Source organism: Nostoc sp. NOS(2021), assembly GCF_017115025.1.
Taxonomy (GTDB): Bacteria; Cyanobacteriota; Cyanobacteriia; order Cyanobacteriales; family Nostocaceae; genus Nostoc.
The window spans coordinates 1-18,375 of the sequence record NZ_JABXKM010000033.1 but is presented as its reverse complement, the minus strand read 5'-3'; the positions used below and the strand labels follow the sequence as shown (position 1 = coordinate 18,375).

General features: G+C 39.6%; 20 protein-coding genes. 12 read left to right on the top strand and 8 right to left on the bottom strand.

Annotated elements, in window-relative coordinates; translation table 11 throughout:
- Positions 1-241: 241 nt before the first annotated feature.
- Positions 242-451, bottom strand: a complete 210-nt coding sequence (locus HWQ41_RS03380) for a hypothetical protein (RefSeq protein WP_292759945.1) — start codon at positions 449-451, stop codon at positions 242-244.
- Between the two features lie 93 nt (positions 452-544).
- A complete protein-coding gene (locus tag HWQ41_RS03375; RefSeq protein ID WP_292759943.1) occupies positions 545-1,324 on the bottom strand; it encodes an Rpn family recombination-promoting nuclease/putative transposase in 780 nt (259 codons plus the stop codon).
- Between the two features lie 457 nt (positions 1,325-1,781).
- On the opposite strand from HWQ41_RS03375, the gene HWQ41_RS03370 reads away from it, so the two are divergent.
- The 12 genes from HWQ41_RS03370 (at position 1,782) to HWQ41_RS03315 (ending at position 13,562) form a co-directional block, all read left to right on the top strand.
- Positions 1,782-2,750 carry a hypothetical protein gene (locus tag HWQ41_RS03370; protein WP_292760031.1) on the top strand — a complete coding sequence of 323 codons (969 nt, stop codon included), beginning with the start codon at positions 1,782-1,784 and terminating at the stop codon, positions 2,748-2,750.
- A 72-nt stretch (positions 2,751-2,822) separates the two neighbouring features.
- Positions 2,823-3,089 carry a hypothetical protein gene (locus HWQ41_RS03365; protein WP_292759941.1) on the top strand — a complete coding sequence of 89 codons (267 nt, stop codon included), beginning with the start codon at positions 2,823-2,825 and terminating at the stop codon, positions 3,087-3,089.
- An 8-nt stretch (positions 3,090-3,097) separates the two neighbouring features.
- Positions 3,098-3,322: a hypothetical protein gene (locus HWQ41_RS03360; protein ID WP_292759939.1), complete on the top strand. Its 225-nt coding sequence runs from the start codon at positions 3,098-3,100 to the stop codon at positions 3,320-3,322.
- Positions 3,323-3,551: 229 nt separating this feature from the next.
- On the top strand, positions 3,552-4,400 hold the full coding sequence (locus HWQ41_RS03355; RefSeq protein ID WP_292759937.1) for a NifU family protein: 849 nt from the start codon (positions 3,552-3,554) through the stop codon (positions 4,398-4,400).
- 567 nt (positions 4,401-4,967) lie between these two features.
- A complete protein-coding gene (locus HWQ41_RS03350; RefSeq protein ID WP_292759935.1) occupies positions 4,968-6,185 on the top strand; it encodes a hypothetical protein in 1,218 nt (405 codons plus the stop codon).
- Positions 6,175-8,523, top strand: coding sequence for a carbamoyltransferase HypF (gene hypF, locus HWQ41_RS03345; RefSeq protein WP_292759933.1), 2,349 nt, complete (start codon positions 6,175-6,177; stop codon positions 8,521-8,523). The genes HWQ41_RS03350 and hypF overlap by 11 nt, the downstream gene beginning before the upstream one ends.
- A gap of 107 nt (positions 8,524-8,630) precedes the next feature.
- Positions 8,631-8,891, top strand: coding sequence for a HypC/HybG/HupF family hydrogenase formation chaperone (locus tag HWQ41_RS03340; protein ID WP_292759932.1), 261 nt, complete (start codon positions 8,631-8,633; stop codon positions 8,889-8,891).
- 263 nt (positions 8,892-9,154) lie between these two features.
- The gene (gene hypD / locus HWQ41_RS03335; protein WP_292759930.1) at positions 9,155-10,345 is read left to right on the top strand and encodes a hydrogenase formation protein HypD; all 1,191 of its coding nucleotides are present in this window, start codon (positions 9,155-9,157) and stop codon (positions 10,343-10,345) included.
- A gap of 20 nt (positions 10,346-10,365) precedes the next feature.
- A complete protein-coding gene (hypE, locus tag HWQ41_RS03330) occupies positions 10,366-11,469 on the top strand; it encodes a hydrogenase expression/formation protein HypE (RefSeq protein ID WP_292759929.1) in 1,104 nt (367 codons plus the stop codon).
- A gap of 13 nt (positions 11,470-11,482) precedes the next feature.
- Positions 11,483-11,824: a hydrogenase maturation nickel metallochaperone HypA gene (hypA, locus tag HWQ41_RS03325; RefSeq protein WP_292759928.1), complete on the top strand. Its 342-nt coding sequence runs from the start codon at positions 11,483-11,485 to the stop codon at positions 11,822-11,824.
- Complete coding sequence (gene hypB / locus HWQ41_RS03320) at positions 11,815-12,663, top strand: hydrogenase nickel incorporation protein HypB (RefSeq protein ID WP_292759926.1); 849 nt, start codon at positions 11,815-11,817, stop codon at positions 12,661-12,663. Before hypA ends, hypB begins: the two co-directional genes overlap by 10 nt.
- A gap of 407 nt (positions 12,664-13,070) precedes the next feature.
- Positions 13,071-13,562, top strand: coding sequence for a hypothetical protein (locus tag HWQ41_RS03315; RefSeq protein WP_292759924.1), 492 nt, complete (start codon positions 13,071-13,073; stop codon positions 13,560-13,562).
- Positions 13,563-14,003: 441 nt separating this feature from the next.
- Here HWQ41_RS03315 and HWQ41_RS03310 read toward each other — a convergent pair whose 3' ends face one another.
- The 6 genes from HWQ41_RS03310 to HWQ41_RS03285 form a co-directional block, all read right to left on the bottom strand.
- Positions 14,004-14,378, bottom strand: coding sequence for a hypothetical protein (locus HWQ41_RS03310; RefSeq protein WP_292759922.1), 375 nt, complete (start codon positions 14,376-14,378; stop codon positions 14,004-14,006).
- On the bottom strand, positions 14,368-15,375 hold the full coding sequence (locus HWQ41_RS03305; protein ID WP_292759920.1) for an LLM class flavin-dependent oxidoreductase: 1,008 nt from the start codon (positions 15,373-15,375) through the stop codon (positions 14,368-14,370). Before HWQ41_RS03305 ends, HWQ41_RS03310 begins: the two co-directional genes overlap by 11 nt.
- Before the next feature lie 158 nt (positions 15,376-15,533).
- Positions 15,534-15,896: a hypothetical protein gene (locus HWQ41_RS03300; protein ID WP_292759919.1), complete on the bottom strand. Its 363-nt coding sequence runs from the start codon at positions 15,894-15,896 to the stop codon at positions 15,534-15,536.
- 736 nt (positions 15,897-16,632) lie between these two features.
- On the bottom strand, positions 16,633-16,944 hold the full coding sequence (locus HWQ41_RS03295) for a hypothetical protein (protein ID WP_292759917.1): 312 nt from the start codon (positions 16,942-16,944) through the stop codon (positions 16,633-16,635).
- A gap of 2 nt (positions 16,945-16,946) precedes the next feature.
- On the bottom strand, positions 16,947-17,228 hold the full coding sequence (locus tag HWQ41_RS03290) for a hypothetical protein (protein WP_292759915.1): 282 nt from the start codon (positions 17,226-17,228) through the stop codon (positions 16,947-16,949).
- Between the two features lie 39 nt (positions 17,229-17,267).
- Positions 17,268-17,690, bottom strand: coding sequence for a hypothetical protein (locus HWQ41_RS03285; protein WP_292759913.1), 423 nt, complete (start codon positions 17,688-17,690; stop codon positions 17,268-17,270).
- Between the last annotated feature and the right edge of the window lie 685 nt (positions 17,691-18,375).

Genomic DNA, 18,375 nt, shown 5'->3' with positions numbered 1-18,375 from the left:
ATATCAAAACCTCACCCCCAGCCCCTCTCCTTGCTAAGGAGAGGGGAGATAAAGCACAGCTTTATCGAGGTGAGGTTAATTGGCTATCCAATTAAAGACTGGAGTCCACTACTAGCAACCACTAATACAGGTGAGGTTATGAGTATTTTAAGCCGTCAGATTTTAATATAATAACTGAGTCAAATACAGCGAAATATCGGGGTGCAAAGTCTTGCGCCCCGTCAGCTATATATTAATTGTTTTAGGATTTCGGTTGTGCAGCTTGCCTAACAACTTGTTCGTCCAAGCCTAAGCCTTGAGCTATCTGCTCAATACTCAACCCAAACGCTAATAACTGAGGTATCGCTTCTAACTTAGCTTCTTCAAAAACTTCTTGCTTACCTTGTTTTTTACCTTCTTCAAAAACATCTTGGAAAAATCTAGTTTGCCTCAAGTCATTTAATTCAAACATTTTTCCGATCTCCTCTTGGCTCAATCGCGGCAACTTGTAGATTAATATCGTCTCTATTAAAGGCACTGTTAAGCCTTCGCGCACCCTATTGTTTTAGGATTTCGGTTGTGCAGCTTGCCTAACAACCTGTTCGTCCAAACCTAACGCTTGAGCTATCTGCTCAATACTCAACCCCAGCGCTAATAACTGGGGTATCGTTTCTAACTTACCTTCTTGTCTCCCTTCTTCAAAAACATCTTGGTAGAATCTAGTTTGCTTTAACTCATTTGCTCCAAACATTTTTCCGATCTCCTCTTGGTTCAATCGCGGCAACTTGTAGATTAATATCGTCTCTATCAATTGTATAATTTCTCTTGTAGTAGCGACATCTGGAATTTGCTGTCGGACACTGTTGACTATCTCTAAAGCTTTTGTTGTCGCAGTTGATTCGGGTTCGATGATTAGTTTAACTGTCTCTATGCCGATTGATGATGTCTCAATTGAGCTTAATTCATTAAGATAGACGCGAGTCACTCGTTGTGAGTTGAGTAATTCTGTATATCTTTCGGTATCTCCAGTATCAACGCTGCGATTCGGGAAGATGACAACACCACGCCAATTGTTGGTTAATTCAGTTTTGTCGAGATAGTTAAAGATTTCGGTGAATAAACGTGAGTAGAATTTTCTATCTGGCTGAAATTGAACTTCGGCAAAATAGATGGGTAGTTCTGCTGCATTTGGCAGGAATACACCATCGATTCTAAACGCCAGTTGTTTGACTTCGACTGAAGAAAATTGATAAGCACTAGCTAGTTGTGGCGGTTGGTTAATCAGTTCAAAGAAAGTGCTGGGAATACTTTGGAATATGCGATAAAAGATACTGTCTGTTTTCAAGGGAGCTTGTTTTACAGTTGATGAACATATTTTACACTTTGACGATCCCGTGGTGACTCTTTGGAGTACATAAAAATTGGCTGGTAAGATACTGCATATATCTATGTCAACAATTCAATAAAGAATATTTGAATTGTGTCAGATGATGATACAAAACACCTTATAAAAATGTAAGGTGTTTAAAGCTGACATTAATATTGGCAATTTCCCCCTAGAATTTTAGAAATAGGGTGTTTTATATTTTAGTGATTGGGGATTGGGTACTGGGTAGTGGGAAAACTCTTCCCTAATCCCCAGTCACTAATCGCTAGTCTCAGACAAAAAAGGGGAAATTCCGCCTAAAGGACTCGAAGCCTGCGTAAATCAGTATGGCCCGTGATGAGATGCGAAAGTGTATCTCTATCATTCGTGGGCGTTAACAGATTCAATTCCCAATTGGCTAGAGTACGGCAGAGTTATGACCCCCAGCATTACAGATTCAGCAGTGAAGGCTGCGATCGCAGCTGTTGCATCGGAGTCAGCCTCAGCAGAGGAAAAAATCCAGATGCTGATCGAGATAGCGCAGGGTTTTCAAAAAAAGCCCAAAGCTGCCCAAGATTTGCGAAATGCAGTTGGCTTATATTACCGGGCCTATGAGATGTGTGGTGAGGAGTATCCCCTACTGAAAGCCAGGGCCCAAGTGGGCATGGCAGGGACGTTACAGGCAATACCGGATGCTGAGTACCAACTGCTGCTGCAAGCGAAAGCAGGTTATGAAGAGGCGCTACCGATTTTACAACAATTAGCTTCGCCAGAGGAAGTGGCAGAGACGCAGATGAATTTTGGGCTAGTGTTGCAGTCGCTTGTACCATTCAATTTGGCACGGATAACTGACAGCATCCAAGCTTATCATGAGGCTTTGCGGGTGTTTAGTTGGGAAAATTACCCGCAGGAATATGCTATTTTATACAACAATATTGCGATCGCTTACCTTTCCATGCCCCTAGCATCTGAACGGGAATACTTGCGTCAAGGGTTAGCAGTGCAATCATTTGAGGTAGCACTAAAGCATATTAATCTGATTGATCATCCTAGAGAATATGCGATGTTGCAAAACAACTTGGGTAACGCTTTGCAATATTTAGTAAGTTCCCATCCTTTAGAGAATAATTTGCGTGCGATCGCAGCTTACAATGAAGCGCTAAAAGTGCGTAATTCCAAAGATACACCTCTAGAGTACGCTAACACAATTTCTAACAAAGCCAACGCCCTATTCAATTTACCAGACGACCAGGAAAAACCAGAAGTTGGTAATCCTAAAAATCTTTTGCAAGCGCGTATCTACTATCAAGACGCTTTAGAAATATTTACGAAATACCAACAAGTTGGACAAGCAGAGGTAGTAGCCCAAGCGCTACAAGATGTGGAAGTTGAAATGAAGGATTAGGAGTTATGAGTTAAGGTTATAATTTAGTTCCTAACTCCTAACTCCTAACTCTAATAAGGAGGAAAAAATAGCATGAGAGATATTCTAATAAACCCAAATGTGAGAGATTTTCTCACAAGTTTAGCAGATGGTGACTTAAATATAGCAACAGAATTCGTGTGGATAATCATAGCAACAGCATTGTCTATGGTCGGCGGTGCAATTGGTGGAATGCTGTTAGCTGGAAAAGATATAGGCTATCAGTTTTCAGCAATGCTTGGTGCATTATTTGCCCCTGCCGGTGTAATTCCTGCCATCCTTTTAGGGCTGGCTGTCTTAAATTTATTGACAAATTATTAGGAGAAAACATGTTAGAGATAGGGTGGTTTTCTGCCAAGTTATTTTTTAAAGGAAAGCTACTACGCGACCCAATGTATTTTGTCAAGCAAACTACTATTGGTATTGTTGTAGGTTTCTCACTACTAGTGTTACTCGCACAAGCCCCAATTCCCTTCTACTTACCAATAATATTATCTAGTTTAGTGACGGGCATGATTATGCCATTTCTCCTCAAGGATTTCAAAATGAAGTGAAGTAAATTATTCTTTGTGAATAATTAATGACTAATGCCTAAGTAGGTAGAATTAGTAGGGTGTGTTACGGCTTTCGTAACGCACCGAAAACGTAAAATGATGCGTTACGCTAACGCAGTAACACACCCTACAGTTACTAATGCCTGATGCCCATACCCAATTTTGGATTTGCAATTTTAGATTGTTTAATCCAAAATCCAAAATCCAAAATCTAAAATTCTTCTCCCCCATGTCCAACCTTGAAGAATTAGTTCAGGAAATTAACCGCTTTGAGGCAATTATATCAGAGTGGGATGAAAGCCAACGGTGTGTAGCAGTGGGTCTAAAAAGAGCAATTGAAGCTTTGCATAAAGCTGCATTGACTAGCTTGATTAAAAGCCTAAAACAAGAATCAATGTCAGCTTTGCGTCATGCTGTTGCTGATGAAGTAGTGTATGCAGTGCTACTATATCACGAACTAGTCAAACCACCAAAACCACCATTAGCACAACGCATTCAGACAGCTTTTGAAGAAGTTCGCCCAGGTTTAAACAGCCATCATGGGGATGTAGAACTAGTTGCAATTAAGCCACCAGATACAGTAGAAGTCAGATTAATCGGAACTTGTAGCAGTTGTCCAGCTTCTACTTTGACTTTATCTCAGGGAGTAGAACAGGCAATCAAAAACCATTGTCCCGAAATTACCAAAGTAGTTGCGGTCAATAACAACCCTACTGTTAACAACACGAATTCCGGTTTAATCAGTCCATTTTCTTCAAAAATAACTTCTACTTGGATCAAAGTGGCAACCATTGATCAAGTTCCTGAATTTAGTGTATTGGCAGTACAACTTGCTGGTAATTCCCTAATTTTACATCGTCAAGGTGTTAGAGTAACATGTTATCATAATGCTTGCACTCATCTAGGATCTCCATTAAAAGAGGGTAAGGTTGAAAATGGTATTATTACCTGTCCTTCCCACGGATTTCAGTATAAGTTAGAGACAGGTGAATGCTTAACAGCACCTGATGTTTCCCTTCAGTCGTATCCAGTAAACATTAAAGACGATAAGGTTTTTGTGAAACTGCAAAAATTATGATGCGAAGCTAACATATCAACAAATATGCTTGGCGATTAGCAAATCACGGCTACTTTGCTTTTTCATTTCAGTAGTTCGTGCATTCATTTTAGTGTTTTGTGCAAGCAAAATGCCTGAATGCTTTATCAATATACCTGAATTGTCTCTCATTTGTGTAATTCAGTTATTCATTTTAGTGCTTTGAGAAAGCAAAATGGCTAAATGCTTTATCAAAATGCCTGATTGCTTTCTCATTTCGGTAGATTTAGCAAGCAAAAAGGCATATTGCTTTCTCAAAATGCTTGATTGCTTTCTCATTTCAGTACATCGCGCACTCATGACAAATATTGCTGTTTAGCAAAAGCTACTGAAGCTTTGCCAGAATTTTTTAAGATTGATTAATACGGAAGTTTTTTATAGAGCTTCTCAATTGCATGGAATACAGACCACTCGTAAGGACACAGCATTGCTATAAAGATTTTAACTTAATTGAAATGAAAATAAAAACATAATACAAAATTGTTACTCTTGTTACATGCTAATCAACATTAATGTTTTTAAATAATTATCAGCGTCTATCTGCGGTTCATGGATATCCCAATCACAATTAATCCCATATCACAATTACCGCCAGAAGCAACAGAAATTTCTCAATATTTACCTCTATCACCTCAAGGTGCAGAGGTAATTTTAGGTAACATTATTGAACCACAACAATTAGTAATACCTGTAGCACCCAGTCCCACAACAATGTTCGGACCTCGTGCTGCTTGTTTATTATCAGAAACAGGCCCATTATGGGTATCAGATACGGGACATCATCGATTATTGGGATGGCAGAAATTACCCACAAGAGATAGTCAACCTGCTGATTGGGTAATTGGACAACCTGACTTTTATCATGAGGGACAAAATGCTAAAAGTACACCGGGAAGGGCAACCCTAAGTGTACCAACAGGGATTTGTGCTTGCGGCAAAGGGTTAGCTGTAGCAGATGCTTGGAATCATCGGGTTTTGATTTGGAAAAACTTACCAGAAGATAACAATGTTCCAGCAGATTTGGTGTTAGGACAAGTTAATTTTACCGATAATGAACCAAATCGAGGAAATCAAGCAGCATCTGCTAGTACAATGCACTGGCCCTATGGTGTTTTCTATCATCAAGGGCGGCTATTTATTGCTGACACTGGTAATCGAAGGGTATTGATTTGGCATCAATTACCAACACAAAATAGTCAACCTGCTGATTTAGTTTTGGGACAACCGGATATGATATCTCGCAATGAAAATGGTGGTGCTTCACCAACGGCAGCGAGTATGCGTTGGTGTCACGATATCACCTTTTGGGGAGGGAATTTGGTTGTCAGCGATGCAGGTAATCACCGAATAATGATTTGGCAGGGAATACCAACAGAAAATAATACCCCTTGTGCAGTAGTCTTAGGACAAAAAAGCTTTGATTTTGTGGAAATGAATCAAGGAGTTTATTATCCTAGTGCTAGTAGTTTGAGTATGCCTTATGGTGTCGGGGTGGCTGGGGATTGGTTAGTAGTTGCAGATACTGCTAATTCTCGGTTATTAGGATGGAGAAAGCCAGAATCAATTTTATCACTGCAAGGTTTAGTGGCAGATGGTTTGGCAGCACAAATAAATTTTCAAAGTAAAGGTGAAAATCGTAATTTCGGACTACCTAAACGAGATAGCTTAAATTGGTGTTACGGCATAAAAATTTGTGGCAAAACAGCAGTAATAGCTGATTCTGGAAATAACCGAATATTACTGTGGCAGTTTAACTATGCCGACTGAAGAAATTAGAGTTCGTGGTACTGTTCAAGGCGTAGGATTTCGTCCTACTGTATATCGGCTGGCTAAAGCCTGTGGTTTGCGTGGAGATGTTTGTAATGATGGTCAAGGTGTTTTAATTAGGGTATCTGGTAGTGAAGAAGCTTTAACCGAATTTGTTGCCAGATTGCAAACAGAATGTCCACCGTTGGCAAGAATTAATCAACTAACAAGAATTATTTATGAAGGGGAATTTAATTTTGATAATTTTGTGATTTCTAGTAGTGTTAATAGTGCCATTAAAACAGAAATTGTCCCTGACGCAGCTACTTGTCCACAGTGTCAACAAGAAATATTCGACCCATTTAGCCGCTTTTATCGCTACCCTTTCACTAACTGTACTCATTGCGGCCCCCGCCTGAGTATTATTCGTGCCATTCCTTACGACAGACGCAATACCAGTATGTCTGCGTTTGTGATATGTCCCAAATGTGCAAAGGAATACCACGATGTTGAAAACCGCCGTTTTCACGCCCAACCTGTAGCTTGTCATGCTTGCGGCCCCACAGCTTGGTTAGAACGCGCCGATGGTAAATCGGTTACTGCTTCGATGTTCTCCATGTTGGATGATGTCGATGCCGTTTGTACCCTGTTGCAAAAGGGTGAGATTGTGGCAATTAAAGGGTTAAGTGGTATTCATCTGGCTTGCGATGCAACTCAGGAAACTGCTGTACAAAAACTGCGTCAGCGCAAAAGGCGCTATCACAAACCCTTTGCTTTAATGGCGCGAGATATTGAGGTAATTGAAGAATATTGCACTATCAACGCCAAAGAAAAAGAATTATTGACAAGTTCTGCCGCACCAATTGTTTTATTACAAGCGTCAGGTAAAAAACAACTAGCATCGCCAGTTGCAGTAGGGCAAAATACCCTCGGTTTCATGCTACCTTATACGCCATTACATCATTTAATTCTGCGGCGGATGAATCGCCCAATTGTTTTAACAAGCGGCAATCTGGCTGATGAACCACAATGTATTGATAATGATGAAGCAAGAGGAAAATTAGAGACAATCGCTGATTATTTTCTCTTTCACAATCGAGAGATTATTAATCGAGTAGATGATTCGGTGGTGAGAGTTATCGGCGATAAAGTTCAAACAATTCGCCGTGCTAGAGGATATGCACCAGCACCGATTAGTTTACCACTGGGATTTCATAACTTGCCACAAATTTTAGCAATGGGCAGTGAGTTAAAAAATACCTTTTGCTTATTGCGTCAAGGAGAAGCAATTCTCTCTCAACATCTAGGAGATTTAGAAAATGCTGGGGCTTTTAATGCTTACCAAGAGACTTTGAATTTATACTTAAATTTATTTGAACATCAACCAGAAGTAATTGCCATCGATAAACACCCCGAATACCTCTCCAGCAAACTTGCTAAAGAACTCGCGGATACAAATCAAATCAAAATTTACCCAATTCAACATCATCACGCGCATATCGCCGCTTGCATGGCAGAAAATGGTATTCCTCTAGATTCACCTCCAGTATTAGGTATTGCTTTAGATGGTTTAGGTTACGGCGACGATGGTACACTCTGGGGCGGAGAATTTCTTTTAGCAGATTACCGGAAATTTAAACGACTAGCAACATTTAAACCAGTAGCAATGATTGGTGGTGAACAAGCAATTTATCATCCTTGGCGTAATACCTACGCCCAATTAATAGCTGCTAACCTTTGGGATGATTGCCAACAACAATATACTGATTTAGAAATCGTAAAATTTCTGAATAAAAAACCCCTTAAACTACTCAATCAACTTATTGAGAAAAGGATTAACTCACCTCCAGCTTCCTCAGTGGGGCGATTGTTCGATGCAGTGGCGGCGGCTATCGGTATTTGCCCTGAAGAATGTAGCTATGAAGGACAAGCTGCGATCGCAATGGAAGCTATAGTAGATGTTAGCAGCTTAAATAATGATAAAGAAACGCTAATATATCCTTTTAGTTTTAGTTTTTCAGATAGTATTTATTGTATAGACCCGCGTCCAATGTGGAAAGCCTTGCTCAATGACTTACAGCAGCAGATTGCACAACCAGTTATGGCTGCCAAATTTCACAAAGGTTTAGCGAATGCAATTTTGGAAATGGTTAAGCATCTTTGTCAAGAAAATCTGATTAATCAGGTAGCCCTAACAGGAGGAGTATTTCAAAATTGTATATTGTTAGAGCAAGTTAGCAAACGATTACAAACATTGGGAATAAAAGTACTGACTCACAGCTTAGTTCCAGCTAATGACGGCGGGTTATCTTTAGGGCAAGCAGTTATTGCAGCCGCACAATTAATAGAGGAGTGTTGATATTTGGCAAACTTGTTCTCAGAAATAATTCTCTCTGCATTCTCTGCGCCTCAGTGGTAGCCTGCGGCAAGCCGCTTTCGCGTCTACGTTTATCTTAAAAAATAAAAATGTGCTTAGGAATTCCCGGACAAATTATAGAAGTTACCAACGTTAACCATAAATTAGCCATAGTTAACATTGGTGGTGTTAAGCGCGAAGTAAATATTGCTTGTATTATAGATGAACAACATCCCCCCGAAGCTTGTATTGGGGATTGGGTATTAGTGCATGTTGGCTTTGCCATGAATCGAATTAACGAACAAGAAGCGGCGGAAACATTACAACTATTCCAAGAATTAGTAGTAGCACAAGCAGGGATTAGTACTTAAATAATTCATAATTCGTAATTCGTAATTCGTAATTAAGTTTTGTGACGGGGATTTAGACCCACGGTACTCGGTTAAATAATAGACTGTTTTCGTCTCACCCAAAGGCACAGAGAAAAAGTTTAAAACTCATGCCTTTCTTTCTTTCTTTCTTTCTTTCTTTCTTTCTTTCTTTCTTTCTTTCTTTCTTCGCGCCCTTTGCGTCCTTTGCGGTTCGTTAAAAAAAACTCCATACCACAAAAGCGAAATTAACTGATACACATCCTATGAAATATGTTGATGAATTCCGCGAACCAGAAAAAGCTGAAGTTATACGCCGTGAAATCGCCAAATTATGCAATCAGCTAGAAAAACCCATCAAAATCATGGAAGTATGCGGCGGACATACCCACTCAATTTTTAAATATGGTATTGAAGAAATATTACCCGAAGCCATTGAACTAATTCATGGGCCTGGTTGTCCAGTATGCGTTATGCCAAAAGGGAGATTAGATGATGCGATCGCAATCTCCCAAAATCATAACGTCATTTTTGCCACCTTTGGCGACGCAATGCGAGTTCCCGGTTCCAAAACCACTTTACTGCAAGCCAGGGCACAAGGTGCAGACATCCGTATGGTGTACTCTCCTCTAGACAGCCTGCAAATTGCCAAAGATAACCCCGACAAACAAGTAGTCTTCTTCGCATTAGGCTTTGAAACCACAGCCCCCAGCACCGCCTTCACCATCCTGCAAGCCGCAGCCGAAGAAATTCATAACTTTAGTATGTTTTGCAATCACGTCCTTGTGATTCCCGCCCTCAAAGCATTATTAGATAATCCCGACTTGCAACTCGATGGATTTGTTGGGCCTGGTCATGTCAGCATGGTAATTGGCACTAACCCTTATGAATTTATTTCCCAACAATATAATAAGCCGATTGTTGTCTCAGGATTTGAACCCTTAGATATTCTCCAATCAATTTGGATGCTGTTGCAACAGTTAGTAGAAAATCGTTGTGAAGTTGAAAACCAATATAACCGAATTGTCCAAAAAAGTGGGAATACAGTAGCGCTGCAAGCTATAAATAAAGTTTTCGCTGTGCGAGATAGTTTTGATTGGCGCGGCTTGGGTGACATCCCCTATTCAGGATTAAAAATTCAACCTGAATATGCTCAATTTGATGCCGAACTTAAATTTACCATTCCTAATCTGAAAATAGCCGACCATAAAGCTTGTAAATGTGGAGAAATTCTCAAAGGAGTCTTAAAGCCTTGGGAGTGCAAAGTATTCGGTACAGCTTGCACACCAGAAACACCCATTGGTACTTGTATGGTATCTTCCGAAGGTGCTTGTGCAGCCTATTACAAATATGGGCGACTCTCTACAATAGCCAAAAGAACAATCGCTGAAAAACCAAAATTAACTATAACTCAAGAACCTCTCCCCGCTTGCGGCTTCTCTTCGGACACGTTTTAAAATTAATCCTCAATTTTAATATGAATATTTCTCCCACAAACTCAATACAAAATCCCCTATTTCAAAAAATGGAACAAGTCCGCCGCCGCCAAGGTAAAGTGCGAGACACTCATATCACTCTCGCACATGGCAGCGGTGGTAAAGCCATGCGTGATTTAATTGATGATATCTTTGTCAGCAATTTTGATAACCCAATTCTCTCCCAACTAGAAGACCAAGCCAGCTTCAACTTAGCCCCTCTCCTCCAACAAGGAGACAGACTAGCTTTTACTACAGATTCTTATGTTGTAGACCCCTTATTTTTTCCCGGTAGTGATATAGGAGAATTAGCTATCAACGGCACAGTTAATGATTTAGCTATGAGCGGTGCTAAACCCTTATATTTAACTTGTAGCGTAATTTTAGAAGAAGGATTACCTGTAGAAACCTTACGGCGTGTCGCAGCCAGTATGAAAACAGCCGCGAAAAAAGCTGGTGTTCAAATTGTCACTGGTGACACAAAAGTTGTACATCGTGGTGCTGCCGATAAACTCTTTATTAATACTGCTGGTATTGGTATCATCCCACGAGGAGTTAGTATTTCCGCTCATAATATTCAACCTGGAGATACAGTAATAATTAATGGTGAAATAGGCAATCATGGGGCAGCAATTTTAATTGCCCGTGGGGAATTAGCCTTAGAAACTAATATTGAAAGCGACTGTCAACCATTGCATAGCTTAGTAGAAACTATTCTCCATGTATGTCCCCAAGTTCATGCTATGCGAGATGCTACACGCGGTGGTTTAGCTACAGTATTAAATGAATTTGCCCTCAGTTCCAATGTGGGAATTCGTCTCTTTGAAGAATCTATTCCTGTACGTCAAGAAGTCAACGGAGTTTGTGAAATTCTCGGTTTAGACCCCTTATATTTAGCTAATGAAGGTAAATTAGTTGTAGTGGTTGCAGGTAAATATGTAGAAACTGTTTTATCTGCTATGAAATCTCACCCCGCAGGTAAAGATGCTTGTATTATTGGCGAAGTTATTTCTTCACCACCAGGTATTGTATTGTTAAAAACAGTTTTTGGTGCTGAAAGGATTGTTGATATGTTGGTAGGCGACCAATTGCCACGAATTTGTTAATAGATTTTATAGTATGCACGAACTTGGAATTACCAAAAATATTGTAGCAATTGTAGCTGAACACGCCAAAGGCGCAAAAGTGCAGCGCGTTTTATTAGAAATCGGCAAACTTTCAGCCATTATGCCCGACGCTATCCGATTTTGTTTTGATATTTGCACTCAAGATACAGTTTTAGCAGGGGCGACATTAGAAATTTTAGAAATTCCAGGTTTAGCAAAATGTCGGCAATGTGGTGCAGAAATTGCTTTAGATAAACCATTTGGAATCTGTAACTGCGGTAGCGTGCAATTAGATTTAATCACTGGTGAAGAACTGAAAATTAAAGAAATAGAAATAGAGGAATTATGTGTGTAACCTGCGGTTGTTCTAATGATGGCGAAACTAAAATTACCAATCTAGAAACAGGTGAAGCTGAACATAACCATCATCACACTTTATCAGATGGTACTGTCATCACTCATTCCCATAGTCACGACACTCATATAGAAGCATCTCAAATTCATACCAAAATACACAACACAACGATATCCTTAGAACAGGATATATTAGCAAAAAATAATTTAATAGCTGCCCAAAATCGAGGATGGTTTAAAGGTCGAAATATTCTCGCCCTAAATTTAATGAGTTCTCCCGGTGCTGGGAAAACAACTCTTTTGACGCTAACCATTAATGATTTAAAGCATCAATTATCAATTAGTGTCATTGAAGGCGACCAAGAAACTGCTAACGATGCCAAAAAAATTAAAGAAACAGGCTCTAAAGTCATCCAAATCAACACCGGAACAGGCTGTCATTTAGATGCATCAATGATAGACAGAGGTTTACAACAATTGAATCCGCCGATGAACTCAGTTGTGATGATTGAAAATGTGGGAAATTTAGTTTGTCCAGCCTTATTTGATTTGGGAGAACAGGCAAAAGTAGTAATTCTCTCAGTCACGGAGGGAGAAGATAAGCCGCTAAAATACCCGCATATATTCCGTGCTAGTGACATAATGATTCTCACTAAAATTGATTTGCTGCCTTATGTAGATTTTGATGTTCAAAAGTGCATAGAATATGCTACGCAGGTAAATCCCCAAATTAAGATTTTTCAGGTTTCTGCAACTACTGGTACTGGGTTAGAAAATTGGTATGCGTGGCTAACTGTATCGTTGTCTGATAACTCGCAAATTAAGAGGGATCGTGCTTAAAACTGCTGAAAATCATGTGCAGTAGATATTTTGGCAGTTTTTGACTCTTCTTTTCTCAGGGTTTGTGAGAAATCTGGGTATTCCAAGTACTGTATAAAACATTGAAGGTTTTTTAAGAATTGTATCAATAACTTTTACTTTTTCAAGGTTTTCTATATATTTTGCACAGTAGTAAGTATGTCGGTAGGATTAAAGCCAAGTATATAAACTTTGGTAAAGTATAGCGAAACATAGGCTATATGGACAACCTATAACTTTACACTTCCTTATAAATTTGGATTTATTCAAATCAACCTACTTAGCATCCAAATCCTATAAAAAGTCATTTACGTTCTTAGTCTAGTCTAGAACATAAATGATACAGATAGTACGAGGATAAATGATATTTTGGTGGGAGCCATTAAATCATGTTAAAACTAATTGTTTCAATTACATTAACAAGTTTGTTTTTGAACTTTCCAATCAGCAAAGAAGCAAATGCTAAAAGTTTAACAGGGGTTGACAATACAGCTTCGATAACTTCTTTACAAAAATCAGAGAATCATAAAGTTTTATCTGAAAGCAGTATTTCCCCAAGCTACCTGAAGCAAACATTTCTTATTTCGCAAGTCAATTTCGATCTAAACGGTGTTTGGCGGAGTAACGATGGTGGTGTTTATTATGTCAGACAGATAAACAATCAACTATGGTGGTACGGTGAAAGTGCTGGGATATACACTAATGTCTTTCAAGGAACTATCATAGGCAATGCAGTAATAGGTCAGTGGGTTGATGTACCAAAAGGAATTAATAGAAATGCTGGAAGTTTGTCGATTCTGATTATTTCAAATAATCAATTTGTGCAAAGCACTTTACAAAGTCAATCAGGCTTTTACCCTACGCAGTGGACTCGGTTTTGACATTCCCCACGGCTATAAGCTGTGAGGATTATTAGACCTCTTGCAAAAGTCAAAAAATCAGGAATGTCATTTTGAGCGGAACGCAGGAGAGAGAAGAATTTCACCAGATGTTTCGCTCCGTTCAAGATGACAATTTAAGTATTTATGCAAGATGTCTATTGAACAGCCCACAAGTGATTTATTTGTCTAATTGGTTGCGAAAATAAGCTTCCAGTGCCAGGATGTAGTCACGGTCAATTCCCTTCTGTCCTATTACCTTTCTCATAAGTAAGTTCAGGAATCAAATCAGATTCCTATAGTGAATTCTATTCACTAAAACTGTTATTTTGGGAGGTGATTTTGCTCAAAATTGCAACACCCTGCACTTTAACAGTACAGGGTGTAAGACAGCGATAAGGATGAATAAGCTATATTTTGTGTGATTCCCAGTTTCTATTTCCCTCAAAGCCAATCTCGATAAGCTGATATTTCATTTACGCTGATTTCAAACGGCATCCCTTTGCCAAATGGCGGATAAACGCGAATTTTGCCATTCTTAGCAAACCGCTCTAACCTATTACCCAATTGGGGAATATTGCTGACGATATGCCAGTAAGATAATATGTCAGGGCAGTCAATAATTAATGTTAGGATGCTAGCATTTGTTGTGAGATACCACTGACAATTAGATAACAGTACTCGCGTAATGCGATCGCAAGCTAGATAAAAGCATCTGCCAGTAGACTGTTCTAGCTCCATTTGCAGCATTCCATCCTGTTTCGTTACCTCAGTGGGAGGTAAATCATCGGGAGGAAGCAAGTATAGTTTAGAAGACATAATTTCGCACCTCTTGGTTGTAGCGCGTCAAACTGTCCAGGTTTTTTTGCATATCCGCAGACGAGGGTTTGAGTGCTAGCGTACCTAAATTTAATTCGTCCTGAAATTTCTTGATTTTGTCTCGACAAGTCTCCACATCACCGATAATTGAATTCTCAATCAAATAGTCTTCGTCAAAACAAATGTTTGTGCGATCAAATGGTTTTTGGTTGGGATTCGCACTATTCTGTAATACTTCAGCCGAATTAGCTTTCATTTTCTGGCTAAATTGGCGAACGAAAGGTAACGCTTCACTCACAGCCTCATCAAATGTTTTGCCAACAAAAAAGAAGCGTGCTAGCACGAAGTTTTCCGCACCACTAGAATTTAAGGCTCGATATTTGGCAACAGTATCCTTCAATCTCTCTAGGGAAAATGGCGGCCCACCCATCAAGCTGAAGGAATGTTTTGCAGCAAACTCGATACCGTCATCACCGCCAGTAGCAACATACACTGGTATTTTACTCTGCAATGGTTTGGGGTAAATTGTCAGGCGATCGCATTGAAAATATTGCCCATTAAATGATACATCAGTTTCATATAAAAGCTTTTGAATCAATGCGATCGCCTCTAGCATCTTGGGACGGGATTCACTTGGTAGTGTCGCAAAATGCTTGTTTTGTTGGGGAAAGGGGCCGCCTTTGGCAACTCCAAATAATAATCGTCCATTGCACAGGTTATCCAAAGTGGCAATATCTTCCGCTACCCTAATCGGGTTATGGAATGGCAGTAACACCGCCGCAGTGCCTAATTGGATAGTTGAAGTCAATCCCGCCAAGTGTGCCATTAACACCAACATGGACGGGCTGAGATTCGATTCACTAAAATGATGCTCACTCACCCAGGCTGACTCAAAACCTAAGCTTTCTGCCTGTTTTACCAGCGCGACTTGCTCAAAGATGGCACGATGAGCATCTTGGTGAAAATTATCGTAATTGCAGAAAATTCCAGTTTTCATTATTTGCGTTGATACTTTGTACTCACCGTAGATGCTGGCTATTCTAGTGGTCTATTGCATTTGATAGGTTTGTAGTGAGGACTTTAGTCCTCAAATATTTAAGCACTTTAGTGCTTACAACAAACACATTTTGCCCTCTCAATTAATGCGATTAATCACTAAGTTGCAACCCACTGCAACTCCAACCACAGGCGTGGGTTGTTCTGTTTAAGCTTCGACATCGGATCGCGCAACAATCGCTTGGCATTCATGCAGACAACCTGGATTAGACCCATATTACCTGCTACTTCTCTGAGTATTTCTTTTTGAGCTTGCACACAGGAAATCATTTCGTCAGAGCAATAAATTCCTATATATTGCAAACGTCTAGCAGGTCGTCCCCAAAAACAGGTGATGACTTTCACATAACACCCATCTAGTAATTCCCCAACTTGCGGATAGTAGTGGTTGAGGACTCTTGTGAATTCTTTGGCTAAGATATCTTCAGCAATCATTGGAACTGATATTTCTGTAGCGTCCATCACGCTATTTAATATAACATAAATTTGTCAGTTAAATATGACAAAATAGCTGACTAGACTTAAATAAAATATTAAATATTACACAAAAAAAGAGGTGTACCTTATTTGGTATCACCTCGGATTTGCGTAAGTCCTGTTTATATAGAATGAAATATAGCAGTTTGCAGCTGAGTCCAATACAGACCTAACCCCCAACCCCTTACGCCAGGTGCTTCAAGTCGGCGGAGCCGCCCAACGCACTGGCTCCCCTATAAGGCAATACAGTTCAGTTAAGCATTTTTTTCTTCTCTCTGTGTTCTCTGCGCCTCTGTGGTTCGTAAAAAAAAATTGACCTTGACAAAGGATTTTAGCCTTAACTGAACCGTATTGCCCTATAAGGGAAGAGGAGTAAGACTCAAAGCCTCTCTCCTTTTAGGAGAGAGGAATGGAAGTGAGGTCAAAACTGTACTGCATCCAAGCGAGAACCGCTATATCAAAGTATTGGTTTGAATACCCCTAGCCTTGGCGAATAGAATTCGCAGCTATACAGACCAAACCCACCTCCGTGGGTTTAAAATTTCTAGAGTCCGCGCCGGCGGACGAGAGTTTGTGTAGCCGTGATTTCTAATCACCAGATATATTTGCAAAGGTGAGATGCTCCCAAATACTATGATGTTGAAAATTATGAATTCAAATAGAATGCATTTAACTAGCATATCTCAACATTGAATTCTAACTTTTGAAATTTTAATTATTATTATCGAGCATTGCGTTCACAAACTAAGACCTCTGCGATGATATCTGGCACATTTCCAAAGTCCGCAAATCCTTCAGAGCCAAGGATTGGTGAAATAAATGTATAATTTGGGTCACACACTCCATTGTCATATACTTGAATAAACCACCTATCGGGAAATCCTTCTACACCTAGTTCCACAGTGTACCAACTCTCGCCAATCAGACGAGAGTTAAAGATTGTGAACCACTCTCTGTTTTCTTCTGAGATATTCCAGTCTGCCATGAGCAGTTCTAAAGCTATTTGTCCCGCATCCGTTGAAGTCAACAGCATTTTTACTCCTTATTTGCAGCTTCAGGATTTGCAACTTCAGTATTGGGAACTTCTGGGTATAAACCTAATTCTTTAGCTAGCTCACGCGCCACAAAAAATAAAAATTGGGCACCATCTTGATTGCCTTCATGGGCAAACATAGTTGCTACTTGTAACATTGTTTGTACTAAACCAGAATCAATCAATTCTGGCTTAGATTCCAAAATTTCTGGTTCTTGACCATTAGGGCATTTAAGTAACTCATCAATCAGATTAAAATACAGCTGTTCGCGTTGTTCTGTCATGGTAAATTTGTTGATTTGAGTGAGTAAATTGGGAATTGGTTACTGTTCGATACTTTGCTGCCACAGCCTTTCCAACATTTCAACTTGTTCTTTTAAAACAGCCGCACGATGAACAAGATATCTGTCGTAAAAGAGAATCCCTAACCCAACACAAATAGGGGTTAACAAGAAGAACCATTGCAGGATAGTGGCAAATTTATATTGTTCAGCAACAGTCAGCATTTGATGAATCACATTACGGTCAGAGGATTGGATGCTAGTCTGAGAGGAATGTGTACCTTCTGTCTGGGGAGCCAAGGCGGGAGCATCTGTACTAGTCTTGTTTACTTCGCAGGCTAAATTCTGGGATTTTACTAACTCCAGATGTCGCTCCCAAACTATGCCAAATACTACTAGTTCTGGAGAAAGCACTGCTAAGGTAACTACGCAAACTGTAAGAACATTTAAAAGTTTGGTTTTCATCTTGGCTCTCCCTTGCTAGGTAGTATGCACCCAGTAAGAAAATATCTTTTGCTGTTTATCTAAAGTAGCTATATATTTCTACTTCTCAAACAGTTTTGATATTAAAATATGTGTAATCGGTAATTTTCACAATCGTTAGTTGTTAGTTGTTTTTCTAATTACCACTGACCACTGACAACTAAAAAGTTACCAAGCTTTTCACAAAATGTAGGATTAATCAGTCAGAAATAATGCACTCAGATTCAAAGAATGTGGTTTCATTCTACTCTCAAAAAAGAGATTAAGAAGTCCCCCCTAGTTCACTAAGCTTTCGCTCAGGAATGTTGGGGGGTAGAGGGGAATCTCTGCGTAAATCCTATACGATTTATATCAGCCGCTCTCCACAAAACAGTTTACCCCAGCCCTGTTAAGATTATTAAATTCATTAGAATAGTACTCAAAGCCTGTAATTCCCACCTGATAAGTCTTACAAAAATTCATTGGGGTATGGGTGCTAGTGTTTTTGGGACGGGGTTCTAGCATTTCCGAGGTGGGGTTCTGGTATTTCTGCACTCAACCTCAAAGCAATGTAGGCAATGCTTAAGGACTGTTTTTGATGCAAGTTTGGACGGGCAAAACCTGCACTCAAAATAAAATATCAATGTCTCTTGATCAAGATAGACTAATAAATTAGGAAAAACAATTA

Excerpts from the sequence above, each read along its gene's own strand:
- HWQ41_RS03365 (WP_292759941.1), top strand. The coding sequence starts at position 2,823 with ATGAGAGATATTCTAATAAACCCAAATGTGAGAGATTTTCTCACAAGT.
- HWQ41_RS03285 (WP_292759913.1), bottom strand. The coding sequence starts at position 17,690 with ATGAAAACCAAACTTTTAAATGTTCTTACAGTTTGCGTAGTTACCTTA.
- HWQ41_RS03290 (WP_292759915.1), bottom strand. The coding sequence starts at position 17,228 with ATGACAGAACAACGCGAACAGCTGTATTTTAATCTGATTGATGAGTTA.
- HWQ41_RS03310 (WP_292759922.1), bottom strand. The coding sequence starts at position 14,378 with ATGTCTTCTAAACTATACTTGCTTCCTCCCGATGATTTACCTCCCACT.
- HWQ41_RS03370 (WP_292760031.1), top strand. The coding sequence starts at position 1,782 with ATGACCCCCAGCATTACAGATTCAGCAGTGAAGGCTGCGATCGCAGCT.
- hypF (WP_292759933.1), top strand. The coding sequence starts at position 6,175 with ATGCCGACTGAAGAAATTAGAGTTCGTGGTACTGTTCAAGGCGTAGGA.
- hypD (WP_292759930.1), top strand. The coding sequence starts at position 9,155 with ATGAAATATGTTGATGAATTCCGCGAACCAGAAAAAGCTGAAGTTATA.
- hypB (WP_292759926.1), top strand. The coding sequence starts at position 11,815 with ATGTGTGTAACCTGCGGTTGTTCTAATGATGGCGAAACTAAAATTACC.
- HWQ41_RS03355 (WP_292759937.1), top strand. The coding sequence starts at position 3,552 with ATGTCCAACCTTGAAGAATTAGTTCAGGAAATTAACCGCTTTGAGGCA.
- HWQ41_RS03315 (WP_292759924.1), top strand. The coding sequence starts at position 13,071 with ATGTTAAAACTAATTGTTTCAATTACATTAACAAGTTTGTTTTTGAAC.
- HWQ41_RS03380 (WP_292759945.1), bottom strand. The coding sequence starts at position 451 with ATGTTTGAATTAAATGACTTGAGGCAAACTAGATTTTTCCAAGATGTT.
- hypE (WP_292759929.1), top strand. The coding sequence starts at position 10,366 with ATGAATATTTCTCCCACAAACTCAATACAAAATCCCCTATTTCAAAAA.
- HWQ41_RS03360 (WP_292759939.1), top strand. The coding sequence starts at position 3,098 with ATGTTAGAGATAGGGTGGTTTTCTGCCAAGTTATTTTTTAAAGGAAAG.
- HWQ41_RS03305 (WP_292759920.1), bottom strand. The coding sequence starts at position 15,375 with ATGAAAACTGGAATTTTCTGCAATTACGATAATTTTCACCAAGATGCT.
- HWQ41_RS03340 (WP_292759932.1), top strand. The coding sequence starts at position 8,631 with ATGTGCTTAGGAATTCCCGGACAAATTATAGAAGTTACCAACGTTAAC.
- hypA (WP_292759928.1), top strand. The coding sequence starts at position 11,483 with ATGCACGAACTTGGAATTACCAAAAATATTGTAGCAATTGTAGCTGAA.
- HWQ41_RS03300 (WP_292759919.1), bottom strand. The coding sequence starts at position 15,896 with ATGGACGCTACAGAAATATCAGTTCCAATGATTGCTGAAGATATCTTA.
- HWQ41_RS03350 (WP_292759935.1), top strand. The coding sequence starts at position 4,968 with ATGGATATCCCAATCACAATTAATCCCATATCACAATTACCGCCAGAA.
- HWQ41_RS03295 (WP_292759917.1), bottom strand. The coding sequence starts at position 16,944 with ATGCTGTTGACTTCAACGGATGCGGGACAAATAGCTTTAGAACTGCTC.